Source organism: Ruegeria sp. HKCCD6426 (assembly GCF_057221115.1).
This window is the reverse complement of sequence record NZ_JBWVBF010000008.1, coordinates 132204-156898: the sequence shown is the minus strand read 5'-3', so window position 1 is coordinate 156898 and position 24695 is coordinate 132204. Positions and strand designations below refer to the sequence as shown.

General features: G+C 56.4%; 26 protein-coding genes. 16 read left to right on the top strand and 10 right to left on the bottom strand.

The features are described from left to right. Window positions 1-40: 40 nt before the first annotated feature. Window positions 41-2299 (top strand): ribonuclease R, encoded by a 2259-nt coding sequence (gene rnr / locus AC2TDA_RS20020; RefSeq protein ID WP_480880515.1) that lies wholly within the window; start codon window positions 41-43, stop codon window positions 2297-2299. Here rnr and AC2TDA_RS20015 read toward each other — a convergent pair. Both AC2TDA_RS20015 and AC2TDA_RS20010 read right to left on the bottom strand, forming a co-directional pair. Continuing rightward, a complete protein-coding gene (locus AC2TDA_RS20015) occupies window positions 2290-2676 on the bottom strand; it encodes a DUF1801 domain-containing protein (RefSeq protein WP_480880514.1) in 387 nt (128 codons plus the stop codon). The two genes, rnr and AC2TDA_RS20015, sit on opposite strands and share 10 nt — an antisense overlap. Beyond that, a complete protein-coding gene (locus AC2TDA_RS20010) occupies window positions 2673-3371 on the bottom strand; it encodes a glutathione S-transferase family protein (protein ID WP_480849568.1) in 699 nt (232 codons plus the stop codon). The genes AC2TDA_RS20015 and AC2TDA_RS20010 overlap by 4 nt, the downstream gene beginning before the upstream one ends. Window positions 3372-3453: 82 nt before the next feature. On the opposite strand from AC2TDA_RS20010, the gene AC2TDA_RS20005 reads away from it, so the two are divergent. Further along, window positions 3454-4167: a helix-turn-helix transcriptional regulator gene (locus tag AC2TDA_RS20005; protein WP_480849566.1), complete on the top strand. Its 714-nt coding sequence runs from the start codon at window positions 3454-3456 to the stop codon at window positions 4165-4167. An 86-nt stretch (window positions 4168-4253) separates the two neighbouring features. Then, window positions 4254-5546, top strand: coding sequence for a lytic murein transglycosylase (locus AC2TDA_RS20000; RefSeq protein WP_480880512.1), 1293 nt, complete (start codon window positions 4254-4256; stop codon window positions 5544-5546). Between the two features lie 767 nt (window positions 5547-6313). Here the strand turns inward: AC2TDA_RS20000 and AC2TDA_RS19995 are convergent. Together AC2TDA_RS19995 and AC2TDA_RS19990 are read right to left on the bottom strand one after the other, a co-directional pair. Beyond that, a complete protein-coding gene (locus tag AC2TDA_RS19995; protein WP_480880510.1) occupies window positions 6314-7711 on the bottom strand; it encodes an aspartate aminotransferase family protein in 1398 nt (465 codons plus the stop codon). A 75-nt stretch (window positions 7712-7786) separates the two neighbouring features. Further along, window positions 7787-8434 (bottom strand): GntR family transcriptional regulator, encoded by a 648-nt coding sequence (locus AC2TDA_RS19990; protein WP_480849558.1) that lies wholly within the window; start codon window positions 8432-8434, stop codon window positions 7787-7789. A 176-nt stretch (window positions 8435-8610) separates the two neighbouring features. Here AC2TDA_RS19990 and AC2TDA_RS19985 point away from each other — a divergent pair, with 176 nt between their 5' ends. The 5 genes from AC2TDA_RS19985 (at window position 8611) to AC2TDA_RS19965 (ending at window position 13900) form a co-directional block, all read left to right on the top strand. Then, on the top strand, window positions 8611-9696 hold the full coding sequence (locus tag AC2TDA_RS19985; protein ID WP_480880508.1) for a polyamine ABC transporter substrate-binding protein: 1086 nt from the start codon (window positions 8611-8613) through the stop codon (window positions 9694-9696). Window positions 9697-9766: 70 nt separating this feature from the next. Further along, on the top strand, window positions 9767-10894 hold the full coding sequence (locus AC2TDA_RS19980) for an ABC transporter ATP-binding protein (protein ID WP_480849554.1): 1128 nt from the start codon (window positions 9767-9769) through the stop codon (window positions 10892-10894). Next, entirely contained in the window at window positions 10894-11784 is an 891-nt protein-coding gene (locus AC2TDA_RS19975; RefSeq protein ID WP_480880506.1) for an ABC transporter permease subunit, read from the top strand. The genes AC2TDA_RS19980 and AC2TDA_RS19975 overlap by 1 nt, the downstream gene beginning before the upstream one ends. Then, on the top strand, window positions 11781-12599 hold the full coding sequence (locus AC2TDA_RS19970) for an ABC transporter permease (RefSeq protein ID WP_480880505.1): 819 nt from the start codon (window positions 11781-11783) through the stop codon (window positions 12597-12599). The genes AC2TDA_RS19975 and AC2TDA_RS19970 overlap by 4 nt, the downstream gene beginning before the upstream one ends. Continuing rightward, window positions 12596-13900, top strand: a complete 1305-nt coding sequence (locus tag AC2TDA_RS19965) for an NAD(P)/FAD-dependent oxidoreductase (RefSeq protein ID WP_480880504.1) — start codon at window positions 12596-12598, stop codon at window positions 13898-13900. The genes AC2TDA_RS19970 and AC2TDA_RS19965 overlap by 4 nt, the downstream gene beginning before the upstream one ends. A 1-nt stretch (window position 13901) precedes the next feature. Here the strand turns inward: AC2TDA_RS19965 and AC2TDA_RS19960 are convergent, their stop codons facing one another. Genes AC2TDA_RS19960 through AC2TDA_RS19950 form a run of 3 tightly spaced genes read right to left on the bottom strand, consistent with a single transcriptional unit; the run spans window position 13902 to window position 16731 of the window. Beyond that, on the bottom strand, window positions 13902-14831 hold the full coding sequence (locus AC2TDA_RS19960; RefSeq protein WP_480849546.1) for a phosphotransferase: 930 nt from the start codon (window positions 14829-14831) through the stop codon (window positions 13902-13904). Continuing rightward, entirely contained in the window at window positions 14824-15489 is a 666-nt protein-coding gene (locus AC2TDA_RS19955) for a flagellar hook capping FlgD N-terminal domain-containing protein (protein WP_480880503.1), read from the bottom strand. Before AC2TDA_RS19955 ends, AC2TDA_RS19960 begins: the two co-directional genes overlap by 8 nt. Window positions 15490-15492: 3 nt before the next feature. After that, the gene (locus AC2TDA_RS19950) at window positions 15493-16731 is read right to left on the bottom strand and encodes a flagellar hook-length control protein FliK (protein WP_480880502.1); all 1239 of its coding nucleotides are present in this window, start codon (window positions 16729-16731) and stop codon (window positions 15493-15495) included. A gap of 110 nt (window positions 16732-16841) precedes the next feature. On the opposite strand from AC2TDA_RS19950, the gene AC2TDA_RS19945 reads away from it, so the two are divergent. From AC2TDA_RS19945 to AC2TDA_RS19920, 6 genes are all read left to right on the top strand, one after another. Then, window positions 16842-17117 (top strand): rod-binding protein, encoded by a 276-nt coding sequence (locus tag AC2TDA_RS19945; protein ID WP_480880500.1) that lies wholly within the window; start codon window positions 16842-16844, stop codon window positions 17115-17117. Beyond that, a complete protein-coding gene (locus AC2TDA_RS19940; protein ID WP_480880499.1) occupies window positions 17107-17454 on the top strand; it encodes a flagellar biosynthesis protein FlgN in 348 nt (115 codons plus the stop codon). The genes AC2TDA_RS19945 and AC2TDA_RS19940 overlap by 11 nt, the downstream gene beginning before the upstream one ends. Before the next feature lie 209 nt (window positions 17455-17663). Beyond that, window positions 17664-18875: a flagellin N-terminal helical domain-containing protein gene (locus tag AC2TDA_RS19935; RefSeq protein ID WP_480880498.1), complete on the top strand. Its 1212-nt coding sequence runs from the start codon at window positions 17664-17666 to the stop codon at window positions 18873-18875. A 77-nt stretch (window positions 18876-18952) separates the two neighbouring features. Then, window positions 18953-19327, top strand: a complete 375-nt coding sequence (gene flaF / locus AC2TDA_RS19930) for a flagellar biosynthesis regulator FlaF (protein ID WP_480880496.1) — start codon at window positions 18953-18955, stop codon at window positions 19325-19327. Beyond that, window positions 19327-19728: a flagellar biosynthesis repressor FlbT gene (flbT, locus tag AC2TDA_RS19925; RefSeq protein WP_480880495.1), complete on the top strand. Its 402-nt coding sequence runs from the start codon at window positions 19327-19329 to the stop codon at window positions 19726-19728. Before flaF ends, flbT begins: the two co-directional genes overlap by 1 nt. Next, window positions 19725-20522: a DUF1217 domain-containing protein gene (locus tag AC2TDA_RS19920; protein ID WP_480880494.1), complete on the top strand. Its 798-nt coding sequence runs from the start codon at window positions 19725-19727 to the stop codon at window positions 20520-20522. Before flbT ends, AC2TDA_RS19920 begins: the two co-directional genes overlap by 4 nt. 142 nt (window positions 20523-20664) lie before the next feature. On the opposite strand, the gene AC2TDA_RS19915 is transcribed toward AC2TDA_RS19920, so the two are convergent. The 3 genes from AC2TDA_RS19915 to AC2TDA_RS19905 all read right to left on the bottom strand — a co-directional run bounded on the left by AC2TDA_RS19915 (window position 20665) and on the right by AC2TDA_RS19905 (window position 23286). Further along, entirely contained in the window at window positions 20665-22236 is a 1572-nt protein-coding gene (locus tag AC2TDA_RS19915; RefSeq protein WP_480880493.1) for a DUF427 domain-containing protein, read from the bottom strand. 89 nt (window positions 22237-22325) lie between these two features. Further along, window positions 22326-23027, bottom strand: coding sequence for a winged helix-turn-helix domain-containing protein (locus AC2TDA_RS19910; RefSeq protein ID WP_480880492.1), 702 nt, complete (start codon window positions 23025-23027; stop codon window positions 22326-22328). Then, the gene (locus AC2TDA_RS19905) at window positions 22999-23286 is read right to left on the bottom strand and encodes a hypothetical protein (RefSeq protein WP_480880491.1); all 288 of its coding nucleotides are present in this window, start codon (window positions 23284-23286) and stop codon (window positions 22999-23001) included. The genes AC2TDA_RS19910 and AC2TDA_RS19905 overlap by 29 nt, the downstream gene beginning before the upstream one ends. A 198-nt stretch (window positions 23287-23484) precedes the next feature. Here AC2TDA_RS19905 and AC2TDA_RS19900 point away from each other — a divergent pair, with 198 nt between their 5' ends. Together AC2TDA_RS19900 and AC2TDA_RS19895 are read left to right on the top strand one after the other, a co-directional pair. Then, window positions 23485-23928, top strand: coding sequence for a hypothetical protein (locus AC2TDA_RS19900; protein ID WP_480880489.1), 444 nt, complete (start codon window positions 23485-23487; stop codon window positions 23926-23928). A 110-nt stretch (window positions 23929-24038) separates the two neighbouring features. After that, on the top strand, window positions 24039-24653 hold the full coding sequence (locus AC2TDA_RS19895) for a ribonuclease HII (RefSeq protein WP_480849523.1): 615 nt from the start codon (window positions 24039-24041) through the stop codon (window positions 24651-24653). The last annotated feature ends 42 nt before the right edge of the window (window positions 24654-24695 follow it).

Here is a 24695-nt window from a genome sequence, read left to right as displayed (position 1 = left end):
TGGTCATGACGCGGTCGCATCCGCGTGATACGCCGAAGATATGACTCGCATCCCCACCAAGCAGGAGGTCCTCGACTGGATCTCGGCGAACCCCACCCTGACCTCGAAACGCGACATCGCCAAGGCTTTTGGCATCAAGGGCGCGGACCGGATTGATCTAAAGCGTATCCTCAAGGAACTTGAGGCCGAAGGTCATCTGGAAAAACGAAAGCGCAGCTATCGTGACCCGGATCGGTTGCCACCTGTCAGCGTGCTACAGGTCAAAGCACCGAATTCTGATGGCGATCTGTTCGCGCGACCTCTGGAATGGCACGGTGAAGGGGTAGAGCCCGTTGTTCTGATCGTCGCACGTGCCAGTGATCCTGCGCTGGGCGAAGGCGACCGGATATTGGCTCGTCTGACGGTGGTGCATGAGGAAGACCACAATTACGAGGCGCGGCTGATCCGCCGTATTGGAACCAACCCGCGCAAGATTGTCGGTATTTTCCGCAAAGGGGCCGAGGGAGGGCGGATCGTACCCATTGACAAGGCAGGCCAGACTGAGTGGCTGGTGCAGGACGGTGCCATACATGGCGCCAGGGATGGTGAACTGGTCGAGGCCGAACAGGCCGGACCAAAGAACCGCATGGGTCTGCCACGCGCGCGTATAGTCGAGCGGCTGGGCGATCCATCTGCGCCCAAGGCCGTTTCGCTGATCGCCATTCACCAGCATGGCATCCCGGACGATTTCCCGGACAAAGTGATCGCGGAAGCCGACAAGGCCAAGCCTGAGGGCTTGAAGGGGCGCGAAGATCTGCGGGATATGCCTTTGTTGACCATCGACCCTTCGGACGCGCGCGATCATGACGATGCCTGTTATGCGCATGCAGATGACGATCCTAAAAACATCGGCGGGCATGTGATCTGGGTCGCCATTGCAGATGTCGCCGCCTATGTGCAGCCCGGAACAGCGCTGGACCGAGAGGCCCGCAAGCGAGGGAATTCCAGCTATTTCCCGGATCGTGTGGTCCCGATGCTGCCGGACCGGTTATCGGGTGATCTGTGCTCGCTGCACGAAGGTGTCCCGCGTGCCTGTATCGCGGTACGAATGCAGATCGACTCAGATGGCAATAAAATCAGCCATCGCTTTGTGCGCGGTCTGATGCGTTCTGCGGCCACGCTGCACTATGCCGAGGTGCAAGACGCCATCGACGGCAGTCCGAATGACCGGACCGGAGCGCTGCTGGAAACCGTACTGAAACCGCTCTATGCCGCCTATGCCGCACTGAAAAAGGCGCGGGCGGTACGGCAGCCACTGGAGTTGGACCTGCCGGAGCGCAAGATCGTGCTCAGCGAAACGGGTGAAGTCGAAAGTGTAGCCTTCCGCGACCGGCTGGACGCGCACCGACTGATTGAGGAGTTCATGATCCTCGCCAATGTCGCCGCAGCCGAGACCCTGATCGCGAAACGCCGCCCGTTGTTGTTCCGCGTTCACGAGGAACCCGCGCCCGAGAAACTGGAGAGCTTGCGGGAAACGGCACAAGCCGCAGGACTGAACCTGGCGAAGGGCCAGGTCCTGCAGACCCGCCACCTGAACGCGTTGCTGGACGCTGCTGCGGGCACCGAGGACGCCGAGCTGATCAATCTCAGCACGCTGCGGTCGATGGCACAGGCTTACTATAATCCCGAAAACTTTGGCCATTTCGGGCTGGCGCTGCAGAACTACGCTCACTTTACCTCTCCCATCCGTCGTTACGCCGACCTGATTGTGCATCGGGCGCTGATCACGGCCCATGGTTGGGGCAAGGACGGGTTGACCGACGAGGAAATCGACCGGCTCGAGGAAACCGCCACACATATCTCGGACACCGAACGCCGCTCGATGATGGCTGAGAGGGACACAACGGATCGTTACCTTGCTGCCTATCTCAGTGAGCGGGTGGGCAATGAGTTTGCAGGTCGGATCAGCGGCATTGCGCGGTTCGGGGCATTCGTAAAGATGGATGAAACGGGGGCTGACGGACTTGTCCCCGTGCGCTCGCTAGGGCGTGAGTTCTTTCATTTCGACCGCGAGGCCGGAACGTTAATGGGTGCGGACACCGGCCTGATCATCGCGATCGGCCAGCGCGTGACCGTACGTCTGACCGAGGCGACGCCGGTGACCGGCGGACTGGAATTGGAACTGTTGTCCATCGATGATCAGGCGCTGCCGCGCAGTCGCGGTCCGGCTGGGCGCTCGACCCGCAGGAAGGCCGTCAGCTCGAAGCGCAAGAAGGACAAGATCAAACGCAAGATCGAGCGAAAACGCCGTCAGAGGTGATAGGTCAAGGCCCGGGCAATCAGCCAGCCGTGACGGGTCGCGTCGATCTGATCGGGGTCGTCGAACAGCACAGCCCGATTGCCGTCGATCCGATCCTCACCCGGAAATGCCGACGTGAAATCGCCCATCAGCCGGCTTTGGCAATGAACGAACAAAGCGAACGAAGCGGACTTGTGGCTTCCCAGTCGGATTGTAGACCCTTTGGGCGCCATATAAGCGGGCTGACCCCAGCGCAGCGCCTCTTGCAGGGGCTGGGCGTCGGACAGTGCCTCCGCGGTTTCCAGCACCAATTCCCGGAGGATCAGAGCACCTTTGCGGGTGCTCTGCGGAAAGGCATCGTAGGCGGCGGCAACTGCGGGGTCATCAAATGGTGTCATGACAACGGGATCGCCTCTTCCATTCGGTCTATGTAACTGTTCAACAGTCTATCCTGCTTTATTCGTCGGGTCAGCGGGGTATCCGCCGGTGTCGCGCGCATGGCAGCCAACATAGGCCCGACGCTCATATCAGCGGAAGTTGGCTGGTCTCCGACCAGATAGGGCGATTGCCACAGATAGGCAGATATTGCTTCGAGGTCCCGTTCCAACCTGTCTTGCCGTTCAGCCGGTGAAAATCGGGCGACGCCCTGAAACGCCAGGCCATTGACGACTTTCTTGCGAATGGAATTTGATACTGGCGATCGGATCAACGCTGGAATTACAGAGAAAAAAGTCTCGCGCAGGACTGGCCAGACATCGTCATTGGCCCAGCGATCCAGTACGATCTGAAAATAAAGATGCTCTTCCGCCATGCGGATCAGAGTGCGGGACTGAGCTTTTTGTATGTCGGTCAACCCCTTGTCGAAGTCCGCTCCCTGCGCCTCGAGCCAGTCGCGGATCAGATCACTATCCGGCACCAGACGTTCAGGCGTGCGCAGGACCGGCAGTTTCTGATGCGGCATCTTGCGAGGGTCCAGCATATCAGAACGCTGCCAGCGTTGGCCCGAGTGCTGAAGCATATAAGCGGTCTTGACGCAGAAGGGGCTGGCGCTGAACAGGCCAAAAGCAGAGGGGTAGGTCAAAAGGGTCAACATCGTTGGCTCCGTGGTTGGGATGCCCAGTTGATAGATCACTCTGATGACAGAAACTGTCATCAGGTTTAGACTAGTCTGTGCTATGTCCCGTACCGCTCGCCTATTCCAACTGATGCAAGCCTTGCGTTCCGGCCCTTCGCCGAAAACGTCGGGCCAACTTGCGCAAGATTTGGGTATATCGCCTCGCACCGTGCACCGTGACATCGACGCATTGCGCGGGCTCGGCGCGGTGATTGATGGCGAAGCTGGTTTTGGTTTCACCCTGATCGAAGATGCAACGCTGCCGCCATTGGGTTTTACCGATGACGAGCTTGAGGCGCTTGTCCTGGGCCTGCGCGAGGTGCAGTTGATTGGCGATCCCGGCTTGTCGGACGCGGCCAGTGCGGCATTGCGGAAACTGCAAGGACGGTTGCCACAACGCCAGTCTCATCGCCTGAGTCATGCTGTCCTGACCGCGACGCGCTTTGATCGGCCCGCCAAACCGACAATCGACGTGGCCGATCTGCGCAATGCCACATGGGACGAGCGTGTGATCGAGTTTGCGTACACGGATGCCAAGGGCGATGACACCCGGCGAAAGGTCAACCCACTGAGTATCGTATACATGGATCGTGCCAGCGTGTTGCTCAGCTGGTGTCATTTGCGCCAGGATTTTCGCGTCTTTCGGCTGGACCGGATACGTGAAATGTCCGTTTCGTATGAAAGCTTTAGGCCAAATCGTGTGCCCTTGCTGCGCGAGGCATTGGCCCGCATTCGCGCAGAGCGGGAGGCAAAAGACCGCGAAAACGAAACCTGAGCGCTTTGTGAAAACCCGGTTTTGCGCTATCCTGCGGTTGAGCAGAAATCAGGAAATTCGGAATGCAAAAATGCATAGGTGGCATCATGACCGCCACATTATGGGCATCCATTGTGCAGGCGGAATCTACGAGCAACTCTCTTGGGTCAATGATTATAGACCTTCCAGGTTCGACCCAACTGGCCTCGGCGGATGTGGCCGTTTCGATCCGGCCGGTCTTGCGGTCCTCAACTAAGGTGCAGCGCGTGTCAGCAGAAGGAAATGCAAGATTTCAGGCGTGGCTCGGAGCGTTTCGCGAAAGAGCTTTGGCGCAGGGAATCAGCCCCGCGACGTTAGATGTGGCGCTGGCCGGTGTGATCTATGACAAAGAGGTCATCAAGCGAGATCGCAATCAGGCTGAGTTCTCGAAGCCAATTTGGGAGTACCTGGATTCTGCGGTTTCCGACACGCGCGTGACCAACGGACTTTCCGGGCTGGACCGGCATCGCGAGGCCTTGGCGCGGATCGAAGCCCGATACGGTGTCGAAAAAGAAATTGTGACGGCGATCTGGGGGCTCGAAACCTCGTTCGGTACTTATCGGGGCAGTGATCCAACCATCCGATCTCTTGCGACACTGGCATTCGATGCGCGGCGAGCACAGTTTTTTGAAACCCAACTGGTTGCTGCTTTGCAGATCATTCAGGCGGGCGATGTCAGTCCCGGTGATATGGTCGGCAGCTGGGCCGGAGCGATGGGGCATACGCAGTTCATGCCGACATCCTTTCTGGATCACGCCGTGGATTTCGACGGTGACGGACGGCGGGATATCTGGTCGGATGACCCCACGGACGCGCTGGCCTCGGCTGCTGCGTATCTGGCGCGGCACAGCTGGACCACCGGGCAACCTTGGGGCGTCGAGGTGCGCCTGCCCGAAGGGTTCGACTATGCCACCGCCAAACGGGACTACACGCTACTACCGTCGGACTGGGCTGCACGCGGTGTGGTCGGGCGTGACGGCGAACCGGTCCCGGATCACGGACAAGCCGCCATCCTTTTACCCGCCGGAGGGCAGGGCGTGGCGCTGATGATCTTCGACAATTTCCGCGTGATCGAGACATATAACGGCGCCGACGCCTATGTCATCGGTATCGGCCACCTGTCCGACCGTCTGGCCGGACGTGCCCCGTTTCAGGCCGACTGGCCCCGCAGCGACCGGGTGCTGAGTTTCACCGAGAAAAAGGAACTGCAAACCCGCCTGACCGAGGCCGGGTTTGACACCCAAGGCATCGACGGTCGCACCGGGCCAAACACGACCGAAGCCGTGCGAGCGTACCAATTGGCACAGGGCTTGCTGCCGGACGGTTATGCCAGTTTGAAGCTGTTGCAGCGGCTGCGGTGATTTAGCGAGGGCTATCTTTAGAGACGCTGCTAGCTATCAGTTGAGAGAGCTGCGCTATCTGCATATAGACCCATGCTTGTCCCTTTGCCTGAAACAATGATCGTATCGCCACGCCTGACGGTGGTGACGAGTTCTTCAGGCAAATTGCAGAATCTCTGCCATGGCGACGGAACTCCATCTAAATAGATTGAGTATGGGCACCGACCTTCCGATCTCGGGTTGCCACCCCAGTCTGCAACATATGACAGTTCTATGTCCTGCCCAACGAGTTTGGCAACTATCATGGGGACACCATAAGTGATTGGCCCCATGACGCTAAGTAGAACAACAAAAATCGGCAGAATACTCAGACTAATCCCGTCCCCGAAGACTTTGGATCTTTCGGACGGAGAGCTCTGTTTTTTCCAAAGCCTGAACCACATTGCGCCTAAAAAGCAGGACATAGCAATGCCAAGAGCAATGTCCAAACAGCGAGTTTTGATAACCCATTCGGGAGACGGAAAATACTGAACTCCAAAGTACTCTTGGAAGATGTTTAGCCCGCACAGCAACAGAAAGCTGACGGATATAGCAGTGACCCATAGCGGAGGGCGGAGTCTGCGTTTGCGTGTTGGTGGGGCGTCGGGCATCAAAAACAGAAACTAAAAGACTGTTTCAGAGTTAAGTCAATCGTTTGGGATTTGTAAAGCGTTGGGTGCATCTCTGGGTTGAGAAAGGGCAGTTGTTGAACCAACTGCCCTGACGTTAATTATTGCTAATCCGATACGCTACGACGCCGCTTTCATCAGCCCCTGCGCGATGATTTCGGCTTGTGCTTCGTCCAGAGACTTGTGGATGCGCACGAACATCTCGTCGATATCCGCAGGGGTCAGGACCAGCGGCGGAGAGATGATCATCCGGTCGCCCACATGGCGCATGATCAGGTTGTTGGCAAAGCAGCGGTCACGGCAGATATAGCCGACCGTGCCGGGCTCGGAGGCGAACTTGGCGCGGCTGGCCTTGTCCGGGGTCAGCGCGATCGAGGCCATCATGCCGACGATCTTGGCCTCACCCACCAGCGGGTGATCGGCCAGTGCTTCCCATTTCTGTTTCAGATAGGGCGCGGCCACGTCGCGGACGTGCTCGACGATCTTTTCCTCTTCGAGAATGCGCAGGTTCTCCAGCGCTACGGCAGCGGCAACCGGGTGGCCGGAATAGGTGTAGCCATGGTTGAACTCGGTGCCGCCGATCACCTCAGCCACTTCATCACATACGATCGAGCCGCCGATCGGTGCATAGCCCGAACTGAGACCCTTGGCGATGGTCATGATATGCGGCTTGATGCCAACGGTTTGCGACCCGAACCAGTTGCCGGTGCGACCAAATCCGCAGATCACTTCGTCGGCGATCAGCAGGATATCGTACTTGTCGCAGATACGCTGAATTTCGGGCCAGTAGGTGTCGGGCGCAACAATCACGCCACCTGCACCTTGTACGGGTTCGGCAATGAAGGCCGCGGCACGGTCCTCACCCAGTTCCAGAATGGCCTCTTCCAACTCACGTGCGCGTGCAAGGCCGAATTCTTCGGGTGTCATGTCTCCACCTTCGGCCCACCAGTTCGGCTGGTTGATGTGATGGACGTTCGGGATCGGAATGCCGCCCTGTGCGTGCATCCCCGCCATACCACCAAGCGAGGCCGAACCGACGGATGAACCGTGATAGGCGTTATGTCGGCTGATGATGATATTTTTGTCGGGCTGGCCTTTTTCGGCCCAGTAGGTGCGCACTAAGCGGATGTTGGTGTCGTTTGCCTCGGACCCGCCCCCAGCAAAAAAGACATGGTTCAGATCACCCGGTGCCAACTCCGCAAGTTTGGCAGCCAATGCAATGGCGGGGACATGAGTTGTCTTGAAGAAGGTGTTGTAATAGGGCAGCTCGCGCATCTGGCGGGCTGCGACCTCGGCCAGCTCGTCACGGCCATAGCCGATGTTGACGCACCACAGACCGGCCATGGCATCCAGAATTTCAGCGCCTTCACTATCAGTCAGATAAACGCCTTTGGCTCGGGTGATGACACGCGCGCCTTCTTTCCCGAGCGATCCGTTGGTGGAGAACGGATGCATGTGGTGGGCTGCGTCAAGGGCCTGCAATTCGGCCGTGGGCATATGATTTGTGATGGTCGACATCCGGGAATCTCCTGCAAGAGCGATTGTCGATTAGAATATGATCAAATTTTCTGCTGTCAATCGAATCGAAGCATTCTAGGTGTTCCTCAAGGCGTCGACCATCAGTTCCATCCCTTGCTCGATGTCCTGAGCAGTCGCTTTTGCCACCGTCTCGGCATCCTGGGCGCGCAAGGCGGACAGGATGTCCTTGTGTCGATCTGGCAAGCTTTGGGTCCCGAATCGACCGCAAACGACGCGCAATGAAGGGCCGAACCTGAGCCAGAGCCTCTCCGCCAGATCGTTGAGAATCGGTGCCTCAGCGTACGAATAGAGTGTTTCATGGAACGCATGGTTGTGGCGCAGATAACCGCTGACGTCGCCGTCGGAGATTGTGCGGTCCAGCTTTTGGTCAATGTGTTCCAACTGATCAATATCCGCAGCTGTCACATTGGCGGTCGATCGGCGAGAAAGCTCTGATTCTATTGAAATTCTGGCGAAAATCATCTGCTCGACATCGCCTTTCTCCAAAACCGGGACACTCACCCTGCGATTGCCCTGAAACACCAAAGCGCCGTCGGAAATCAGGCGTCGGATTGCCTCGCGTACCGGAGTCATGCCGACACCCAGCGAATCAGTCAGCCCCTGTATCGTGACGGGTTGTCCGGGGACCAATTCGCCGTACATGATCTGCGACCGGAGTGTTTGATACACCTGCTCATGAGCGGGCCGTTTCTCATCATCCATCTTCAAGCTCGATGCCTTATTTTTGATCAAATCCAAATGGTTTGCCCTGTTTTTCGTAGTGTTAACGTGCCGGGTTTCTGACCTCGTGAAACCATACGCTGTATCGAGGGAAAACGCAAAACTTGATCAAATCCAAAAAAAAGTGAAAATACACACATAACTTCAGGGAGAGCAAAATGGATATCAAAACGCTGACGATGACAGCAGTCGTTGCATTGGGGACTTCGGCAGCCTTCGCCGAAGAGGTGCGCGTCTACAACTGGTCTGACTACATCGATGAAGAATTGCTGAGCAAATTCCAGGAAGAGACTGGTCTGACGCTGATCTATGACGTGTTCGACAGCAATGAGGTTCTGGAAACCAAGATGCTGGCCGGCGGGTCTGGCTATGACGTGGTGGTGCCGACGGGCAGCTTCATGGGTAGACAGATTCAGGCGGGCGCTTTTCAGGAACTGGATAAATCGAAACTATCTAACATTGGCAACGAATGGGATGTCATTGCTGAACGGGTGTCCCGGTTCGATCCCGACAACAAGCACTCAGTCAACTATATGTGGGGAACGACCGGTCTAGGTGTCAATGTTAACAAGGTCCACCAAGTGTTGGGTGAGGACGCCCCCGTCGACTCGATGGAATTGATCTTCAACCCCGAAAATATGGAAAAACTGGCCGCGTGCGGTGTGTATTTCCTGGACGCGCCAGATGAGATGGTACCCGCCGCGATGGTGTATGCCGGTTACGATCCGAACTCGCACGACAAGGCAGAACTCGCCAAGGCAGAAGAAGTTTTTTCCGCCGTGCGGCCCTATGTGAAAAAGTTTCACAGTTCGGAATATATCAATGCGCTGGCAAACGGCGAGATCTGTGTAGCTGTGGGGTTCTCGGGTGATGTGTTGCAAGCGCGTGACCGTGCTGCCGAGGCTGAAAACGGGGTTGAAATCGCGTATAACGCCTTCAAGGAAGGGTCGCAGATGTGGTTCGACCAAATGGCCATACCGGTAGACTCCCCGAACCCCGATGGGGCGCATAAGTTCATCGATTTCATGCTGGATGCCCAGAATATGGCAGCGGCGTCGAACTATGTCTATTACGCCAACGGTAATAAGGCGTCTCAGGAATTCCTGGAGGCCGACGTGATCGAAGATCCGGCCATCTACCCTTCGCCCGAAGCTATGGAAAATACTTATATCAAGGGCTCTTACCCACAAAAAACGCAACGTGTCGTGACACGTATGTGGACCAAGATCAAATCGGGCACCTGATCCGATTTGTCTGTGCAAGGCGACCCTGTCGCCTTGCCCCTTTTTTACAGATTGCCGAACGGGGGCCGTTTTGAACTCTACCGTCTTTGCGCCGTGGGATGACCCGCAGGCGAAACCTTTGATCCAGTTCCAGAATGTCACCAAACGGTTTGGTGAATTCACGGCCATCGACAACCTGTCCCTGGATATCTTCGAAAAAGAATTCTTTGCTCTGCTTGGTCCATCCGGGTGCGGCAAAACAACCATGATGCGGATGTTGGCTGGGTTCGAAACCCCGACTGAAGGGCATATTTTGCTGGGCGGTCAGGACATAGACCCGATCCCGCCAAACAAGCGGGCGGTGAATATGATGTTCCAGTCCTATGCGTTGTTTCCACATCTTAGTGTTTGGGAAAATATCGCGTTTGGCTTGCGTAGGGATAACATGCCCAAGCACGATCTCGAGGATCGAGTCGAGGAAATGCTGCGCCTGACCAGACTGGAACAGTTCGCCCGCCGCAAGCCGCACCAGATCTCGGGTGGTCAGCGACAACGGGTTGCGCTGGCCCGATCCCTGGCCAAGGCGCCGAAACTGCTGTTGCTGGACGAACCTCTGGGCGCGTTGGACAAAAAACTGCGCCAGGACACTCAGTTCGAATTGATGGATATTCAGGAAAAGACCGGTACCACTTTCGTGATTGTGACGCATGATCAGGAAGAGGCGATGACCGTCGCCAGCCGTGTGGCCGTCATGGATCAGGGACAACTGATGCAGGTCGCCACCCCTGATCGCATTTATGAGACACCGAACTCGATCTATGTTGCGGACTTTATTGGCGATGTGAACATCATCCAGGGCCGGGCGACCGGTAACGGAGATGAAACCTATCAAATTGACTGGGCTGAAGGTCAAGCGCCTCTGACGGCGACGTCGTCAGTGGACCTTGCGAACGGACAGGCCTGCAACATTGCGATTCGACCCGAAAAGGTGACGATTTCTTCCGAGCGCCCCGCAGACGCCATCAACGCAATTCAAGGCAAAGTGCACGACATTGCCTATCTGGGGAACCTGTCTACCTACTATGTCGAATTGGCAAACGGCACGATAATCAAGGCGCAGACGGCAAATACCCGACGAATCTCCCGCCGCTCGTTCACATGGGAAGACCCGGTCTGGCTGTCCTGGACAGCAACGGCTGCGGTTCTGCTGGCGAACTGATGCGCCGCGCGTTTCTGATCGCCGTTCCCTATGTCTGGCTCCTGGCGCTGTTTCTGGTGCCGTTCTTCATTGTCCTGAAAATCTCTCTGTCAGACACCGAACTGGCCATCCCGCCTTATACGCCGACGCTGGACCTTTCGCAGGGATGGACCGGGATCAAAGAGTTCTTCAGCCAGCTGGATTTCGAAAACTTCGTCTGGCTGACCGAGGATGACCTGTACTGGAAGGCTTACCTCTCCAGCGTCAAGATCGCGGTGATCTCGACCTTCCTTACGCTGCTGGTTGGCTACCCCATCGCCTATGGCATGGCCCGCGCGCCTGCCGAATGGCGGCCGACGCTGATGATGCTGGTGATCCTGCCGTTCTGGACCTCGTTCCTGATCCGCGTTTACGCGTGGATGGGTATCCTGTCGAACGAGGGCTATCTGAACCAGTTGCTGCTGTGGACTGGCATCATCTCGACCCCGCTGACCATTCTGAACACCAATACGGCGGTTTATATCGGCATCGTTTACACCTACCTGCCCTTCATGATCCTTCCGATCTATTCGGCGCTTGAACGAATGGACGAGTCGCTGATCGAGGCGGCAGAGGATCTTGGCTGCTCGCGTATTCAGGCATTCTGGCTGGTGACCATCCCGCTGTCTCGCCCGGGCATAATCGCGGGGTGTTTCCTTGTGATGATCCCGGTGATCGGTGAGTTCGTGATCCCGTCGCTGCTGGGTGGTTCCGGAACTCTGATGATCGGCAAAGTGTTGTGGGAAGAGTTCTTCTCAAACCGCGACTGGCCGGTGGCCAGCGCCGTGGCGGTGGTTCTGCTGTTGATCCTTGTGGTGCCAATTGTGCTGTTCCAGCGTAACCAGCAGAAGCAGACGGAGGCCGAACAATGAAAAGGATGAGCTGGTTCAACGCGGTCTCTCTGACGCTTGGGTTCGCGTTCCTTTATATCCCCATGGTCATCCTGATCATCTTCAGTTTTAACGAAAGCAAACTGGTCACTGTCTGGGCCGGGTTCTCGACCAAATGGTATGGGGAACTGGTCCAGAACCAGGCGTTTCTGGATGCGGCTTGGGTGACGCTGCGGGTCGCGGTGTTCTCGTCAACGTTGGCAACCATTCTGGGGACGGCCGCAGCATACGTTCTGGTCCGTGGCGGGCGGTTTTTTGGCCGAACGCTGTTTTCCGGCATGATTTACGCGCCGCTGGTGATGCCCGAGGTAATCACAGGTCTTTCGCTGCTGTTGCTGTTCATCGGCATCGGCCTGGACCGAGGCATCCTGACTATCGTTCTGGCCCACACGACCTTTTCGATGTGTTTTGTCTCGGTTGTCGTCTCGTCTCGTCTCGTAACCTTCGATAAGTCGCTGGAAGAGGCCGCGCTGGATCTTGGTTGTTCACCGGCGCAAGCTTTCCGCCTGGTCACATTGCCGATCATTGCGCCTGCGGTGATCTCGGGCTGGCTGTTGGCGTTTACCTTGTCTCTGGACGATCTGGTGATTGCGTCCTTTACCTCGGGGCCGTCGGCGACAACTTTGCCGATCAAGATCTTCTCGGCCGTGCGTCTGGGCGTCAGTCCTGAAATAAACGCCCTGTCCACCCTGATGATCGCAGTTGTCACAGTAGGCGTGATCACCGCGTCACTGGTGACCAAACGCGCAATGGTGCGCCAGCGCCAAGATGAACTGGCCGCTGCAAGAACGGAATGAGACGCCTATTCTCAGACTATGCTTACGGCCCTGGGCCGCGTGCGGGGTGTTGGTGGGATGAAACCATCACTTCGCCGAACTGGCCACAGTTGGACAGTGATTTAACAGTCGACGTCGCAGTGATCGGCGGTGGGTTCACCGGAGTCTCAGCAGCGCTGCATCTGGCGAGTAACGGCGTTTCGGTTGCGGTACTCGAAGCAGAAACGCCGGGTTGGGGTGCGTCCGGGCGCAACGGCGGATTTTGTTGCCTTGGCGGATCGAAGCTGGATCACGCGGCACTGGCCCGCCGCTACGGCTCGGAAGGTGCAATCGCCTATGAACAGGCCGAAGTGGATGCGGTATCTCTGGTCGCCGACTTGATTGCGGACAATCAGATCGATGCAGACATCCATTCAAAGGGGGAAACTCAGCTGGCCCATTCTTCCAAAGCGATGGAGCGGCTGCGCAAATCGGCGGATAAGCATGGCGTGCTGCACGAGCCCGATGAACTGCCTGCGCTGGGGTTTGGCGGGCAGTTTCATGGTGGTTACACGTTGCCGGTTGGGTTTGGTTTGAACCCAAGAAAATACTTGTTTGGCCTAGCCGCTACCGCGAAATCACAAGGAGCAACCCTGTTCCAGAAAAGTGCTGTTTTGAACGTGATCAATACCCAAAACGGCTTCGATCTATTGACCGCGCAGGGTCGCGTTTGGGCCAAGCAGGTTTTGATTTGTACCAACGGGTATTCCAGCGAGGACGTACCACATTGGATGGCCGCCCGGTATATGCCCGCGCAGTCGACTGTTTTGGTGACACGCCCTTTGACCGAAGCTGAATTGCAGGCTCAGGGCTGGACCACCGATCAGATGTCTTATGATACACGCAATCTATTGCACTACTTCCGTCTGATGCCCGACCGGCGGTTTCTGTTTGGAATGCGCGGTGGGCTATCAGCTTCGCCTTCAGCCGAAGCGGGGATTCGGCGCAGTCTTGTAAAGGACTTCCGGCGCATGTTTCCGGCATGGGGCTGCGTTGAGCCCACGCATATTTGGTCGGGTATGGTTTGCCTGTCGCGTGGATTGACGCCTTTTGCCGGCCCTGTTCCAGGTCAAACGGGGATGTTCGCAGGGTTTGCCTATCATGGAAACGGCGTTGCCATGGGGACGTATTGCGGAAGGGCGCTGGCACGTATGGCGTTGGGTCAGCCGTCTGGATTGCCAAGGGCGATTTCGGACCAACCGCGACAATTCCCTTTGGGGAAATGGCGGCGGGCTTTGATGCCGCCTGCTTATGCTCTGCTGGCTTTGGCTGATCTTAAGTGAATCAAAGCGCGTCAATCTCCAGTTCGAAACCGGTCAGGTAGTCTGTTGCGCCGCGTTCTGCACGCCAAAGGCAATAAGCTGCCATGCGCCACGCATACCAAGGGCGGAGGGCCTCATACCGGACAACGATTTCGTCTTGGTCATAAGCCGCCAAAAACTGAGTCTGTTCTGCTGGCGTCAAAGGCGCAGCCCGGTAAAGTTGTTGCATGGCAGGCGACAGGAACATGGCCAGATCCTCGCATGGATCGCCCATAACCGGGCATTGCCAATCTATCAGTGTAAGACCCGAGGCGGCGACCAGAATATTACCTGGTACAGGGTCGCCGTGCACCAGGCATCGATTGTGTAGCGGGGCGACGGTGTGGCGAGGGCGTAGCGTCGTAAGAATTTCGCGCTTCTCAGACCGGCAATTATCAAGGATTTGCTCAGCATGCAGGGCCAGATCTGCGCTGCCGTTACACCCGGCGGGAGCCGCGACTGTCACAGGCAGAGCATGTAATTCTCTCAAAAGCTGGCCGACCGCTTCTGTATTCTGCCGCCACGGCACGCCCGGAGCATGGTCGTAGAAAACCCAATGGTCGCCATTATATGACCCGGTCGCGCGCAAGTTTGGTACAAAGCCCGTTTCTTTTAACGCACGCAGGCAAATGGCCTCGAGACTGGCATCGTTGCGGAACAAAGGGTTCCTCAGTGTGGTTCTGTAAAGCTTGAGAACAGCGTCACTGCATTTGTCCTGCACTTTCCAAACCTGATTTGTACGCCCCCCATACAATGTCTCAAATCGAGCACCTGAATCGACAAGCCCTTCTTCACCGAGCAGGGTGACAAGATCAGGTGGTGGAGAAGAAAGATCAGTCAGAGGAGTACCCAATTCTTCAGGCGAGTCGCGATTTGCCAAGGTTTGGACCGCGCCGCTCTGCAGATCAAGCACCTGTTCGTATCCCGCTGATCTGATCTGCGGGAATTTCGGCTCCGCTGTCGAGAGTCAGGACGATCGAGCCGCCTTCGATCTGGGCTTCAAGAACCTTGCTGTAGACTGCGGCAGGTTTCTGCGACAACAAATCTGCGCCCTTATAGCTTTCGAGCGTAGCTGAATAGGTACCGGCCGGCATCAGACTGCCTGTGTTGTCCACTCCGGCCCACACAAATTCAGTGCCGTCGATGGGTACGGGAATACGGTCGACAACAGCGCTGTCGGCGTTCCGGATCACCATGAAAGCGCGATCGGCAGACGTGTCCGCGGTCGCAGAGATCGTCACGGGTTCACTATCGAAGCGAAATGCAACGGCGGCCTGTACATCCATCCCAACCCAGCTGGCTAGTTGGTCCAGGTCGACACTGCCGAGTGCGGCTGCAAGATTGGACAGCAGGTCATTTGTCTGGACCTGTTGTTCTACCATTGAAAACTGCGCCAGTTGGGAAGCGTATTCCGATGAATCCAAGGGTTCCAGCGGATCCTGATTGCGGGCCTGTGCTGTCAACATCAGTAGAAACGTTTCGAAATCAGAGGTCAGTGCTGACGCCTTGGCACTACCATCTGCATTGAACGGCGCGCTGGTCTGCGCGGAAGTATTGATTGCAGAGATCATGGTTCAAAGCCTTATATCAATGCCGTGGGTGTGGCCGGTTGGGTAAGGTCTGGCAGTCTTTTCTGGCTCCGAGTCCAGATCGCCAACGTCAAAGGGTGATCGAGAGTTGGCTGAGGCGTCATCCTGTGGCGTGTCTGCTGATGTACCAAGATCAAAAGACAGGTCGCCATAACCAAGCTTCTGAAATTCGTCTGTCAAAACCGCAATGTGACGCCTCATCAGATCCAGTGTTTCAGGGCGCTCTGCCGCAATGGTCAAATGCAATCCGTCCTCGCGCCCGTTCAATACAATCGATACGCGGCCCAATTCCTCGGGGTTCAGGGCGATTTCGACCCCGCCAGGACCGGCTTTGGTCGTAATGACTGCAGCCATTTGCCCAGCTATCGCGCGGGCCATCTCAGAGCGGGCAGAAGCGAGAGATTGATGCGGCCCGGCATCCCGAATGTTATGGGGAATTGGTTCGCTCTTCTGGTGCGTAATCCCTTCAGTTTCACCTAAGTGGCTCGTTTCGGTTCGATCGTTCAACCGATCCCCTTCCGGGCTGGATGGCAACTGAGCTTGGCTAGCTGTTGCCGAAGCAACCTTCGTATCGATGCCAGTCGCGGCGGGTGTAGAAACGCTCACTGACTCTGCGGTTGGCGTCGGCTCGCCCCTAAATCTTTCCTGAGAACGAGGCGGTTCCTCAGTTCGGATCGAGGTCTGCCGACCAGCCTGCATGATTACCGTCTGTTCTGCGATGTGCCCTGATGGCGTTCGCTTATGGTCACCAGTTGTCTGCCCGGTCAGCTGGCCAGATGCCGCTTGGTTCGAAGCCTTTACGCTCATCTTATCGTCTGACGAGGGGATCTCACTTTTCCCGGAGATCCCGATCTCGGGCACCACTGTCGTTGCACCCCTCGCATTTGTTCCACTTTCAGGAAGGTCTCGAATTGAACGCGATGTATCGGAGTGCGCCTTGAGCAACTCGGCGGGTGGGGTGCGCTCCTCCTGCTTTGTGGGCTCTGGCAAGAGCGGAGCTTGCGGGGATGGATCGGCTTCGGGTGTTTCCGAATCCGATTCGGCAGCGACTTCCGCAATTGGTACTTCCGCAAAATTGTTCTCGACCGCTTCGACGGCGGAGTCATCATTCAGAACATCCTGAAAGGCCAAAGAACTGTTGGAATCTTTGGATTCGTGCTGGTTCGCCTCGTGTCTTCCCGCAACCTTCGGGGCGTTGGGTGTCAGTATCAGCGGGTTGGGCATTTTGCTCCGGCTCCGTTTGTCTGACCGGAATTTGCACTCAGGAAGTTACGTTTTTTTTAACCGCTATCCTCTTTGATCGTGAAAGTTCGAAGCAATTTTCGGAGAACCCGATGAAGATTCTAGTGACCACGCCTGTTGCGCCCCCTCCTTCGGCTGAATCGAAGCTAAAAGCAGCCGCAGTCGAACTGGAGGCTACGTTCCTGGCCGAAATGTTGAAATCCGCAGGCTTGGGTAAAGCACGCCAATCATTCGGGGGCGGAACAGGCGAGGATCAGTTCGCTTCGATTTTGGTGCAGCACCAGGCGCAACAGCTTGCGCGCTCCGGCGGCTTCGGTCTTTCCGAAATCCTGTTCAATGCAATGATGGAGAAAGCCCATGGCGAATGATCTGATCAAGGCGCTGGAAGAAGTTCTGGACTTGGAACGTGCGGCGCTGGTCCAGGGCGACCTGGATCGCCTGGGCAATATGGCACCGGAAAAGGAGAAACTGATCGATGCCATAAATGAACTGCATGTGTTGGACAGTCAGGATCTGATCCGCGTGCAAAAAAAAGTCGCGCGGAACCAGGCCCTGCTGAACAGCGCCGCCGACGGGATTCGCGCCGTGGCAAACAGAATGTCTGAGTTGAGGAAAGTTCGTCAGGAATTCACTACCTATGACGCGGCGGGTCGGCGCAGCGGTTTTTCAGTGCGCAGCAAAACCAAGCTGGAAAAAAGAGCCTGAGGCACTGGTTGAATCAAATGCAATCTTTCAAGTTCAGTCGTTTTAGCACTCCGTTAGGGGATAGCAGTCAAACGTTACCGTGCACCTGAAGCACGGGTGGCGCGCTGTCCGCAAGGCACGACGCACAGGTCAGAACGACAGAATGCCCACCGCTCAGGTGGGGTCAACATGGGCGTTAAATGCGCCCGAGCGAAAGAAGGATGACTTAAATGTCCAGCATTCTGACGAACAACGGCGCAATGGTGGCGCTGCAAACCCTTAAGTCGGTCAACAAGAACCTGGCGCAAACCCAGAACGCGATCTCGACAGGTAAGGATGTCGCAACGGCAAAAGACAACTCGGCGGTCTGGGCGATTTCGAAAGTGATGGAATCGGACGTGAACGGCTTCAATGCGATCAAGGACAGCCTTGCGTTAGGTGAATCGACCGTTGCTGTGGCCCGCAACGCCGCTGAAACCGTGACCGACCTGCTGACTCAGATGAAGAGCAAGATCGTCGCGGCGCAGGAAGACAATGTTGATCGAGGTAAAATCAATGATGACGTCACCGCGCTGAAGGAACAAATCGCTTCGGTAGTGAGTGCGGCTCAATTCAACGGCCTCAACCTGGTTGACGGTTCTACGGGGTCTGCCTCGATCCTCGCCTCACTGGATCGCGACAACACTGGTGCGGTAACGGCTTCATCCATCTCTGTCGCCGGCCAGAACCTTTCGACCGGTGGTTACGTCGCGGCGCAGGTTTTTGATGGTTCGACGGGTGCTTCAACTGGCAATGACCGGGTTGGTGCTACTATCGATAATGGTGCAACTTCCGCGACTGCGCTGGTCACAGACGAAACCAGCGGTGCTTTTGCGGCTGGGGACAAAGTGGTTGTCGCGATTGATGATCAAGTCGTGTCCTACACGGTGTCCGCAGCAGATGCCGCGGCCACTACAACCGGTGATCTTGTTGCCGTGGGCCTGAAGGCAAAAATCGAAGAGTTAGGCATCTCTGGTCTGACAGTCGACTATGACTCTGGTACCGCAGGTACTCTCTCTGTGACAAACGGCACCGGAGCGGATGTATCGTTCTCGGCTCAGTATGTGAACGCGGGATCTGGTGGATTGGGCGCGCTGACAGGCATTGATGTGTCGACCGGTCCGGGGGCAACGGCTGCTCTGGCAGCGGTTGAATCGCTAATTGATACTTCGATCGATGCTTCGGCAGCGTTTGGTTCGTCTCAGGGCCGCATCGAGACCCAGAAAGAGTTTATTTCGAACCTGGCGGACTCGTTCAAATCCGGTATCGGGTCGCTGGTTGACGCCGATATGGAAGAGACCTCGGCCCGCTTGCAGGCGCTGCAAGTACAACAGCAGCTGGCAACGCAATCGCTGTCGATTGCCAACCAGGCACCGCAGTCCATCCTGTCGCTGTTCCGTTAATTGCGGAGACGATCCGGGGCGCGCGCATCGCGCCCCGGTAACGAAAGCCCCCTGTGAGACAATTGGAAGGATTTCAAGTGACACCGCAAGCTCTTGCACAACGGGCCTATGGGCAGTCAACCGCTCCGACGCGGACGCCTCGGGACACAGAATATGAAGCGATTTCGAGAATTACGCACCGGCTGAAGGCGGCCGCTGCGCGTAAGGGAACGGATTACAGCGGTTTTGTGCAGGCGCTGCACGAAAATCGGCGTTTGTGGAGTGTGCTGGCTACGGGCGTGTCGGATGCAGACAATGCACTCCCGAACGACTTGCGTGCTCGGATTTTCTATTTGGCTGAGTTCACTGAACAGCACAGCAGTCAAGTTTTGGGCAATAAGGCAGCGGTTGAACCTCTGTTGGAAATCAACATGGCGGTTTTACGCGGGTTGCGCCAAATGGGGCGCGCGTGATGAGCGGTCTGGTACTGAAGCTTGCGCCCAAGGAAAGAGTTCTGATCAACGGTGTTGTGATCGAAAACGGTGACCGCCGCAGCCGGTTTTCGATCATGACGCCCCAGGCCAATGTGTTGCGCTTGCGAGACGCGATACACCCGGAAGAGGTCAACACACCGGTGCGCCGTGTCTGTTATGCGGCTCAGTTGGTTCTGGCCGGCGATGTGGAACCTGACCAAGCTCGATTGCAATTGTTGCGCCGGGTCGAGGAGTTGAGCCAGGTTTTCACCGATGCTGACAGCCGACGGATTCTGGCTGAAGCGACCGAAGCTTTGGTTGCCGAGCAATATTATAAATGCCTCAAATCCTTACGCTCGCTCTTGCCACGGGAAGAGCGTCTGATGGCGTACCGGCAATGACCTTTCAACCTGTCATACCAACGGGCGGGCTGGTTGGTTGGCGGTTTTTGCAACGAACCTACGATGCGCAATTCCAAAGTTATTCCGCATCAAACCTCAACCAGCGGGATTCGAAGTACTTTCTGGAGAATATTAACAAGGTGCGATCCGCAGAAGATCTGGTTTCGGACCGGCGACTGCTGCAAGTGGCGCTAGGTGCGTTTGGTTTGGAGGCGGAATTGGACAATCGCTTCTTTATCCAAAAAGTATTGTCTGACGGGACACGGGCCGAAGATGCGTTGGCCAACAGACTGGCAGATAGCAGATATCGCAAGTTTTCTGATGCCTTTGGTTTGGGCCCCGGTGATGTGCGCAAAACCGGGCTGATTACCGACATGGAAAAGATTGTTGGGGATAATCTGGTCAACCGGTTCGAAGTCGCCGTTGGTGATGAAGATGATACAATGCGCATCGCCCTTTATTCGCAGCACAAGCTGAGCGACCTCGCAGCGCAGGAGGGTAGTGATAACCGAAAGTGGTATGACTTGATGGGCTTACCGCCGTTGCGCAGCATGATGGAAACGGCCTTGGGTTTGCCTTCCACCTTTGCTCAGCTGGACATCGACAAGCAATTGGAAGTCTTCAAGGACCGACTGTCGCGTGTGACGGGGTCTGAAAGCCTTTCTCAATTCACTGATCCGGACGCGGTCGCAAAGTTGACGGACACATATCTGGCCCGAAATCAAATTGCCCAAATCCAGGGAGCGGTCTCGCCCGGGCAGACAGCGCTGATCCTGCTCGGGGCGCAGTTTTAGGCGCAGCAGCATTGGTTCAATGGTGGCAGGCAGTGTCGAACTCTTCTTCAAACATGGACACTGAGGTCTTGAAGGTTCGGTGGGCACCGCATCGACTGTTCTTTGTCGGCTGTAGCATTTAACTTTATGGCCCTGCCAATCCTCAGGCATCCAGAGTCGCTTCCGCTGCTGTTCGCAAGGCGTAGCAGATGACCGGTTCCGACACATTGTGGAGCTTGATCGGACCAAGGGGCACTGCGTCTTTGCAAGCGGGTTCGATATCCTGCGATACCGCAATTCTGTATTCGGTCGACTTGCTGTATTCGCCGAGGCGGGCGGCGACGTTGGCGGCATGTCCGATAACCGTGAAATCCAGACGTTCGCGTGAACCAACATTTCCATATGTCACACGGCCATAGGCGAGGCCGATCGAGCAGTCGCAGTGATGATCTGGTTCCGACTGCCGCAGTTCCGCCAATCGCTCGACAATTTCAACCGCGGTGCGCTGAGCATTTGACCGCGCGGTCGCGGCGTCTTCCCCTGCCGGAAAAACTGCCAGAACAGCATCGCCAATAAACTTCAGAACTTCGCCATCGTTTTCATGCACGATGCCCGAAACGGTTTCGAAAAAGCCGTTCAGAAGATTGATATAGGCGCCGCGGCCGAGCTTCTCTTCCAAAGTGGTCGAATTGCGTAGGTCACAGAACATGATCGCGGCGTCAATGTCGTCGCCGTCGCCGCGTCGGATTTCACCACCCAAAACGCGCGCACCTGTTCGTTTGCCTACATAGGTCTCCAGCAGCACCTGAGCATTTTCGCGCTGCATGAACACTTCATAGAACCGGGCAATGACGGAGGAACATTCGAACACCAGCCCGAGATTTGCGGTTGTAAACCCGTCGGGATGATCGCAGGTCAGGGTCAGGACGTTGGTCCGCCCATCAGAAAAGCGAAGCGGCATGGCGACATAGTCGGTTGCACCTTTGGCCCGCAAATCCTCCATGATTGGAAAGCTGTTGTGAGGATTGTCGTCGTTCAGCCGTTGCCGCACTCCGCCAAGGCCGTTCGAGACATGGCGCAACGGGCTGTTGATATAAGCTGGATGATCGTGAATTTCGTAGGTGGGAATATTGGTGGAAATTTCGGCCTCACCCTTTTCCCAGATGTAATGCTTGCCAGCGATCAACGGGTGTAGCGACCAGGTCAGAATGCTCAGACGCTGAATGGCAATCCCATGTTCCAGCATCTTTTCGGCCAGCGCCATGGTGAACGCTTCGGGCGTCTGAACCTCGGACGCTCCACGCATCAGCCAATCAATCAAAGGTCCGCTGATATTGCCGTCATCGGGGTCGCGCAGCTGGTTTTCACCAAGGTCGATATGCGTATACGCGTTGGGCATGAACCCGATATGCCCCTGAATGGCCGCGCTTTCGGGCAGGGCATCCTCGTAAGCCCAAATGGAATTTGTCAGCCGTTCGCCCGGCAGATCTATGTCGTGGTATGTGGCTGTCCCCTTAAAAGGGCAAAAAGTCTGCAGTTCGGTCTCGGGGCTGATATCGATACTCAGGTCTTCGCGGGGCACGTAGATTGCCGGCGGTAGCCGTGTTTCGTACATGACCTTTGCATTGCGGCTTTCTGCCAGCAACAGATCACCGCGATAGATCGCGATGCGGCCCTTCAGCCGTTCGACGGAGATCCCGTAGCCGCTTAAACCTGGTGTGGCATGGACGTTCATCATCAGCCTCCCTTGCCCGGGTGACTATAGGATGGGCCCTGAGGGCGTAATTTCCAAGAGGGTAGGCCGAAATAACCCCGAAACGGAGATCAGACCATTTGTATCACATCTTTTTCGATCGACAGCATATAGCCCTTCTTGGCGATGTTTTTCACCAGTAACTCGCTAACCATTTGATTGCCCAAAGCATCCCTGAGGCGCTTTATCCGTGTGGCCCCGGCCGCCTCGTCGCAGTCAGCGGCTTCCTTTCCTGAAATAATCGACTCAATTTGCACGCCCGAGAGAACTTCGTCATCCAGCCGGGATTCGGCCAGAATGGACAGGGTTTCCATCGCGGCGGGGGTCAGTTTAAAATCCATGTTGTTCAGGTAAACAGTGTTCTCTTCTCGGCTGATCAGAAGGGACGTGACTTGAATACCCGTTCGTTCAATCTGCGCCATGCGCCGGTTTAGCAGCACCAGCATCACCAGAAACACCAGCGCGGCGACCAACATGGCGCTTGCAAAGACCAGCAGAACAAAAATCACCATACGGTAGCTGGACAGCGTATCGGCAAAGGCGGTGCCGGATTGGGCCAGAATCTCGAGCAACCGGATTTCCGTTTGCGAGGTGAGGTCGGCCTCGACAAACAGCCGCTCGACCCTTGCGTTGAAGGCATTGGCATCGGGCAGCGTCCAGAACAGGAAGACAGCTGCTGTAACAAGAATGGCAACAATCGCAGCGATACCTGCGCCCACGAGCCGAACACCCGAACGGCGTGCTTCAGAAACGGAGATAGAATTTTCCGGCATTGGCCTTCCTTTGATCCAACCCTTCCGGCCCGAACACGGACATCACGTTCAGCAAGGTCCATCCCGAACCCTTCAGGCGCTGAGAGACCTCTTTTTGGGCCTGTCCCTTGTTGCAGTTCGACACCTGCATAACGCCGTAATGCAGCCGCAGCGGATTGTCCTGCTTGGCTTTGTAATCCGCATAACAATCCGCCGCCGACGCGGCGGAGCCAACCGATATCAGGACCGCGACGGTCAGAGAAGAGAGGATCTGTTTCATAGGCCGCATCCTGCGCATGAGTAACCCGGATATTCAATAACATAAGGGGAAAGACGCAGCTGATATTGGATAACAACCGCGCGTTATTGCTTGTCTGACTAGAGGGATCGCAACGTTGGGGCATCACTTTCGCGGTCCGCTACAGGCTCGCCACAACATCCGAAAAGGACACGCATCATGCACCGGAAATTCATCGCCTTGATCGTTGCCACCGCTATTGCCGTTACCGGCGTTTCCGTCTCACAAGCGCGCGCGGCGGATACCAGGGATATCCTGGGGGGGCTGGCTGCGATTGCGCTCATTGGCGCGGCGGTCAATCACTACAACAAGGAAAAACGCAAGAACCAGGCCAGCCGCCAGTATCGACACGTCTACAAAGAACCCAAGATTGTTCATCCCGAAGTTCGCCCGGTGCCCAGGCGCGTGGCGCGTTACGATCTACCTCAAAGGTGCATGCGCACCTTCAAAGCCTATTCGTCAAAGCGTCAGTTGCTTGGGCCGAAATGCCTGAAGAAGTACTACAAGCATGCCAATAGCCTGCCCAGTCAGTGCAAGGTTGGTTTCTGGAACGGCAAAGAGGTGAAGCGGGCGTATGAACCTGCATGCCTGCGCCAGAAAGGATACCGCGTGGTTTACCAGTAACGATTTTCGAGCAGGAGCAGCGCCGCAGAAGCGCTGCGCTGGAGGGGGTGGCGCGAGCCGCCCCCTCTTTTTTCTTGCGAAGTGCACCGAAAAGCGGTTTGCCGTTTGCCATGAAACCAGATTTTGAATTGGAACGGGCACTGCGGGCGCAAGGCCATGTCAGAATTGCCGGTGTTGATGAAGTGGGGCGCGGGCCGTTGGCTGGCCCAGTGGTCGCCGCAGCTGTGATTCTGAACCCCGACGACTTTCCCGAAGGACTGAACGATTCCAAAAAGCTATCGCTCAAGCGGCGTACCATGTTGGATACCGCTCTGCGGGAACGGGCCGAGATTGCCGTGGCCGAAGCTTCGGTCGCTGAAATTGATGAGCTCAACATTTTGCGCGCTTCGCATCTGGCAATGATCCGCGCAGTCGAGGCGCTGGGTCCCGCGCCGGATTTTCTGCTGATCGACGGGAATATGATCCCGCGCGGGCTAGAGATCCCGTCGGAAGCCGTGGTCAAGGGTGACGGGCGTTCGGTGTCGATTGCTGCCGCTTCGATTATTGCCAAGAACTGGCGCGATCAACTGATGGTGGATTTGGCGCAACAGCATCCAGGCTATGGGTGGGAAGCAAACGCCGGTTATCCGACAAAACAGCACCGCGAAGCACTGCAAAATCTCGGCGTGACCCCACACCATAGACGTTCGTTCAAAACGGTCCACAATATCTTGTATCAAGAGTAAATCGTAAGCCGCTGATTCAAAAAAGAAATTGACGGCGAATCA

Bases quoted from the DNA above. Each gene is read 5' to 3' on its own strand.
- AC2TDA_RS20000 (WP_480880512.1), top strand. From the start codon at position 4,254: ATGACCGCCACATTATGGGCATCCATTGTGCAGGCGGAATCTACGAGC.
- AC2TDA_RS19975 (WP_480880506.1), top strand. From the start codon at position 10,894: ATGCGCCGCGCGTTTCTGATCGCCGTTCCCTATGTCTGGCTCCTGGCG.
- AC2TDA_RS19935 (WP_480880498.1), top strand. From the start codon at position 17,664: ATGTCCAGCATTCTGACGAACAACGGCGCAATGGTGGCGCTGCAAACC.
- AC2TDA_RS19970 (WP_480880505.1), top strand. From the start codon at position 11,781: ATGAAAAGGATGAGCTGGTTCAACGCGGTCTCTCTGACGCTTGGGTTC.
- AC2TDA_RS20010 (WP_480849568.1), bottom strand. From the start codon at position 3,371: ATGTTGACCCTTTTGACCTACCCCTCTGCTTTTGGCCTGTTCAGCGCC.
- AC2TDA_RS19955 (WP_480880503.1), bottom strand. From the start codon at position 15,489: ATGATCTCTGCAATCAATACTTCCGCGCAGACCAGCGCGCCGTTCAAT.
- AC2TDA_RS20015 (WP_480880514.1), bottom strand. From the start codon at position 2,676: ATGACACCATTTGATGACCCCGCAGTTGCCGCCGCCTACGATGCCTTT.
- AC2TDA_RS19985 (WP_480880508.1), top strand. From the start codon at position 8,611: ATGGATATCAAAACGCTGACGATGACAGCAGTCGTTGCATTGGGGACT.
- AC2TDA_RS20005 (WP_480849566.1), top strand. From the start codon at position 3,454: ATGTCCCGTACCGCTCGCCTATTCCAACTGATGCAAGCCTTGCGTTCC.
- AC2TDA_RS19915 (WP_480880493.1), bottom strand. From the start codon at position 22,236: ATGAACGTCCATGCCACACCAGGTTTAAGCGGCTACGGGATCTCCGTC.
- AC2TDA_RS19950 (WP_480880502.1), bottom strand. From the start codon at position 16,731: ATGCCCAACCCGCTGATACTGACACCCAACGCCCCGAAGGTTGCGGGA.
- AC2TDA_RS19905 (WP_480880491.1), bottom strand. From the start codon at position 23,286: ATGAAACAGATCCTCTCTTCTCTGACCGTCGCGGTCCTGATATCGGTT.
- AC2TDA_RS19920 (WP_480880494.1), top strand. From the start codon at position 19,725: ATGACCTTTCAACCTGTCATACCAACGGGCGGGCTGGTTGGTTGGCGG.
- AC2TDA_RS19965 (WP_480880504.1), top strand. From the start codon at position 12,596: ATGAGACGCCTATTCTCAGACTATGCTTACGGCCCTGGGCCGCGTGCG.
- AC2TDA_RS19940 (WP_480880499.1), top strand. From the start codon at position 17,107: ATGGCGAATGATCTGATCAAGGCGCTGGAAGAAGTTCTGGACTTGGAA.
- rnr (WP_480880515.1), top strand. From the start codon at position 41: ATGACTCGCATCCCCACCAAGCAGGAGGTCCTCGACTGGATCTCGGCG.
- AC2TDA_RS19945 (WP_480880500.1), top strand. From the start codon at position 16,842: ATGAAGATTCTAGTGACCACGCCTGTTGCGCCCCCTCCTTCGGCTGAA.
- AC2TDA_RS19910 (WP_480880492.1), bottom strand. From the start codon at position 23,027: ATGCCGGAAAATTCTATCTCCGTTTCTGAAGCACGCCGTTCGGGTGTT.
- flbT (WP_480880495.1), top strand. From the start codon at position 19,327: ATGAGCGGTCTGGTACTGAAGCTTGCGCCCAAGGAAAGAGTTCTGATC.
- AC2TDA_RS19995 (WP_480880510.1), bottom strand. From the start codon at position 7,711: ATGTCGACCATCACAAATCATATGCCCACGGCCGAATTGCAGGCCCTT.
- AC2TDA_RS19895 (WP_480849523.1), top strand. From the start codon at position 24,039: ATGAAACCAGATTTTGAATTGGAACGGGCACTGCGGGCGCAAGGCCAT.
- AC2TDA_RS19990 (WP_480849558.1), bottom strand. From the start codon at position 8,434: ATGGATGATGAGAAACGGCCCGCTCATGAGCAGGTGTATCAAACACTC.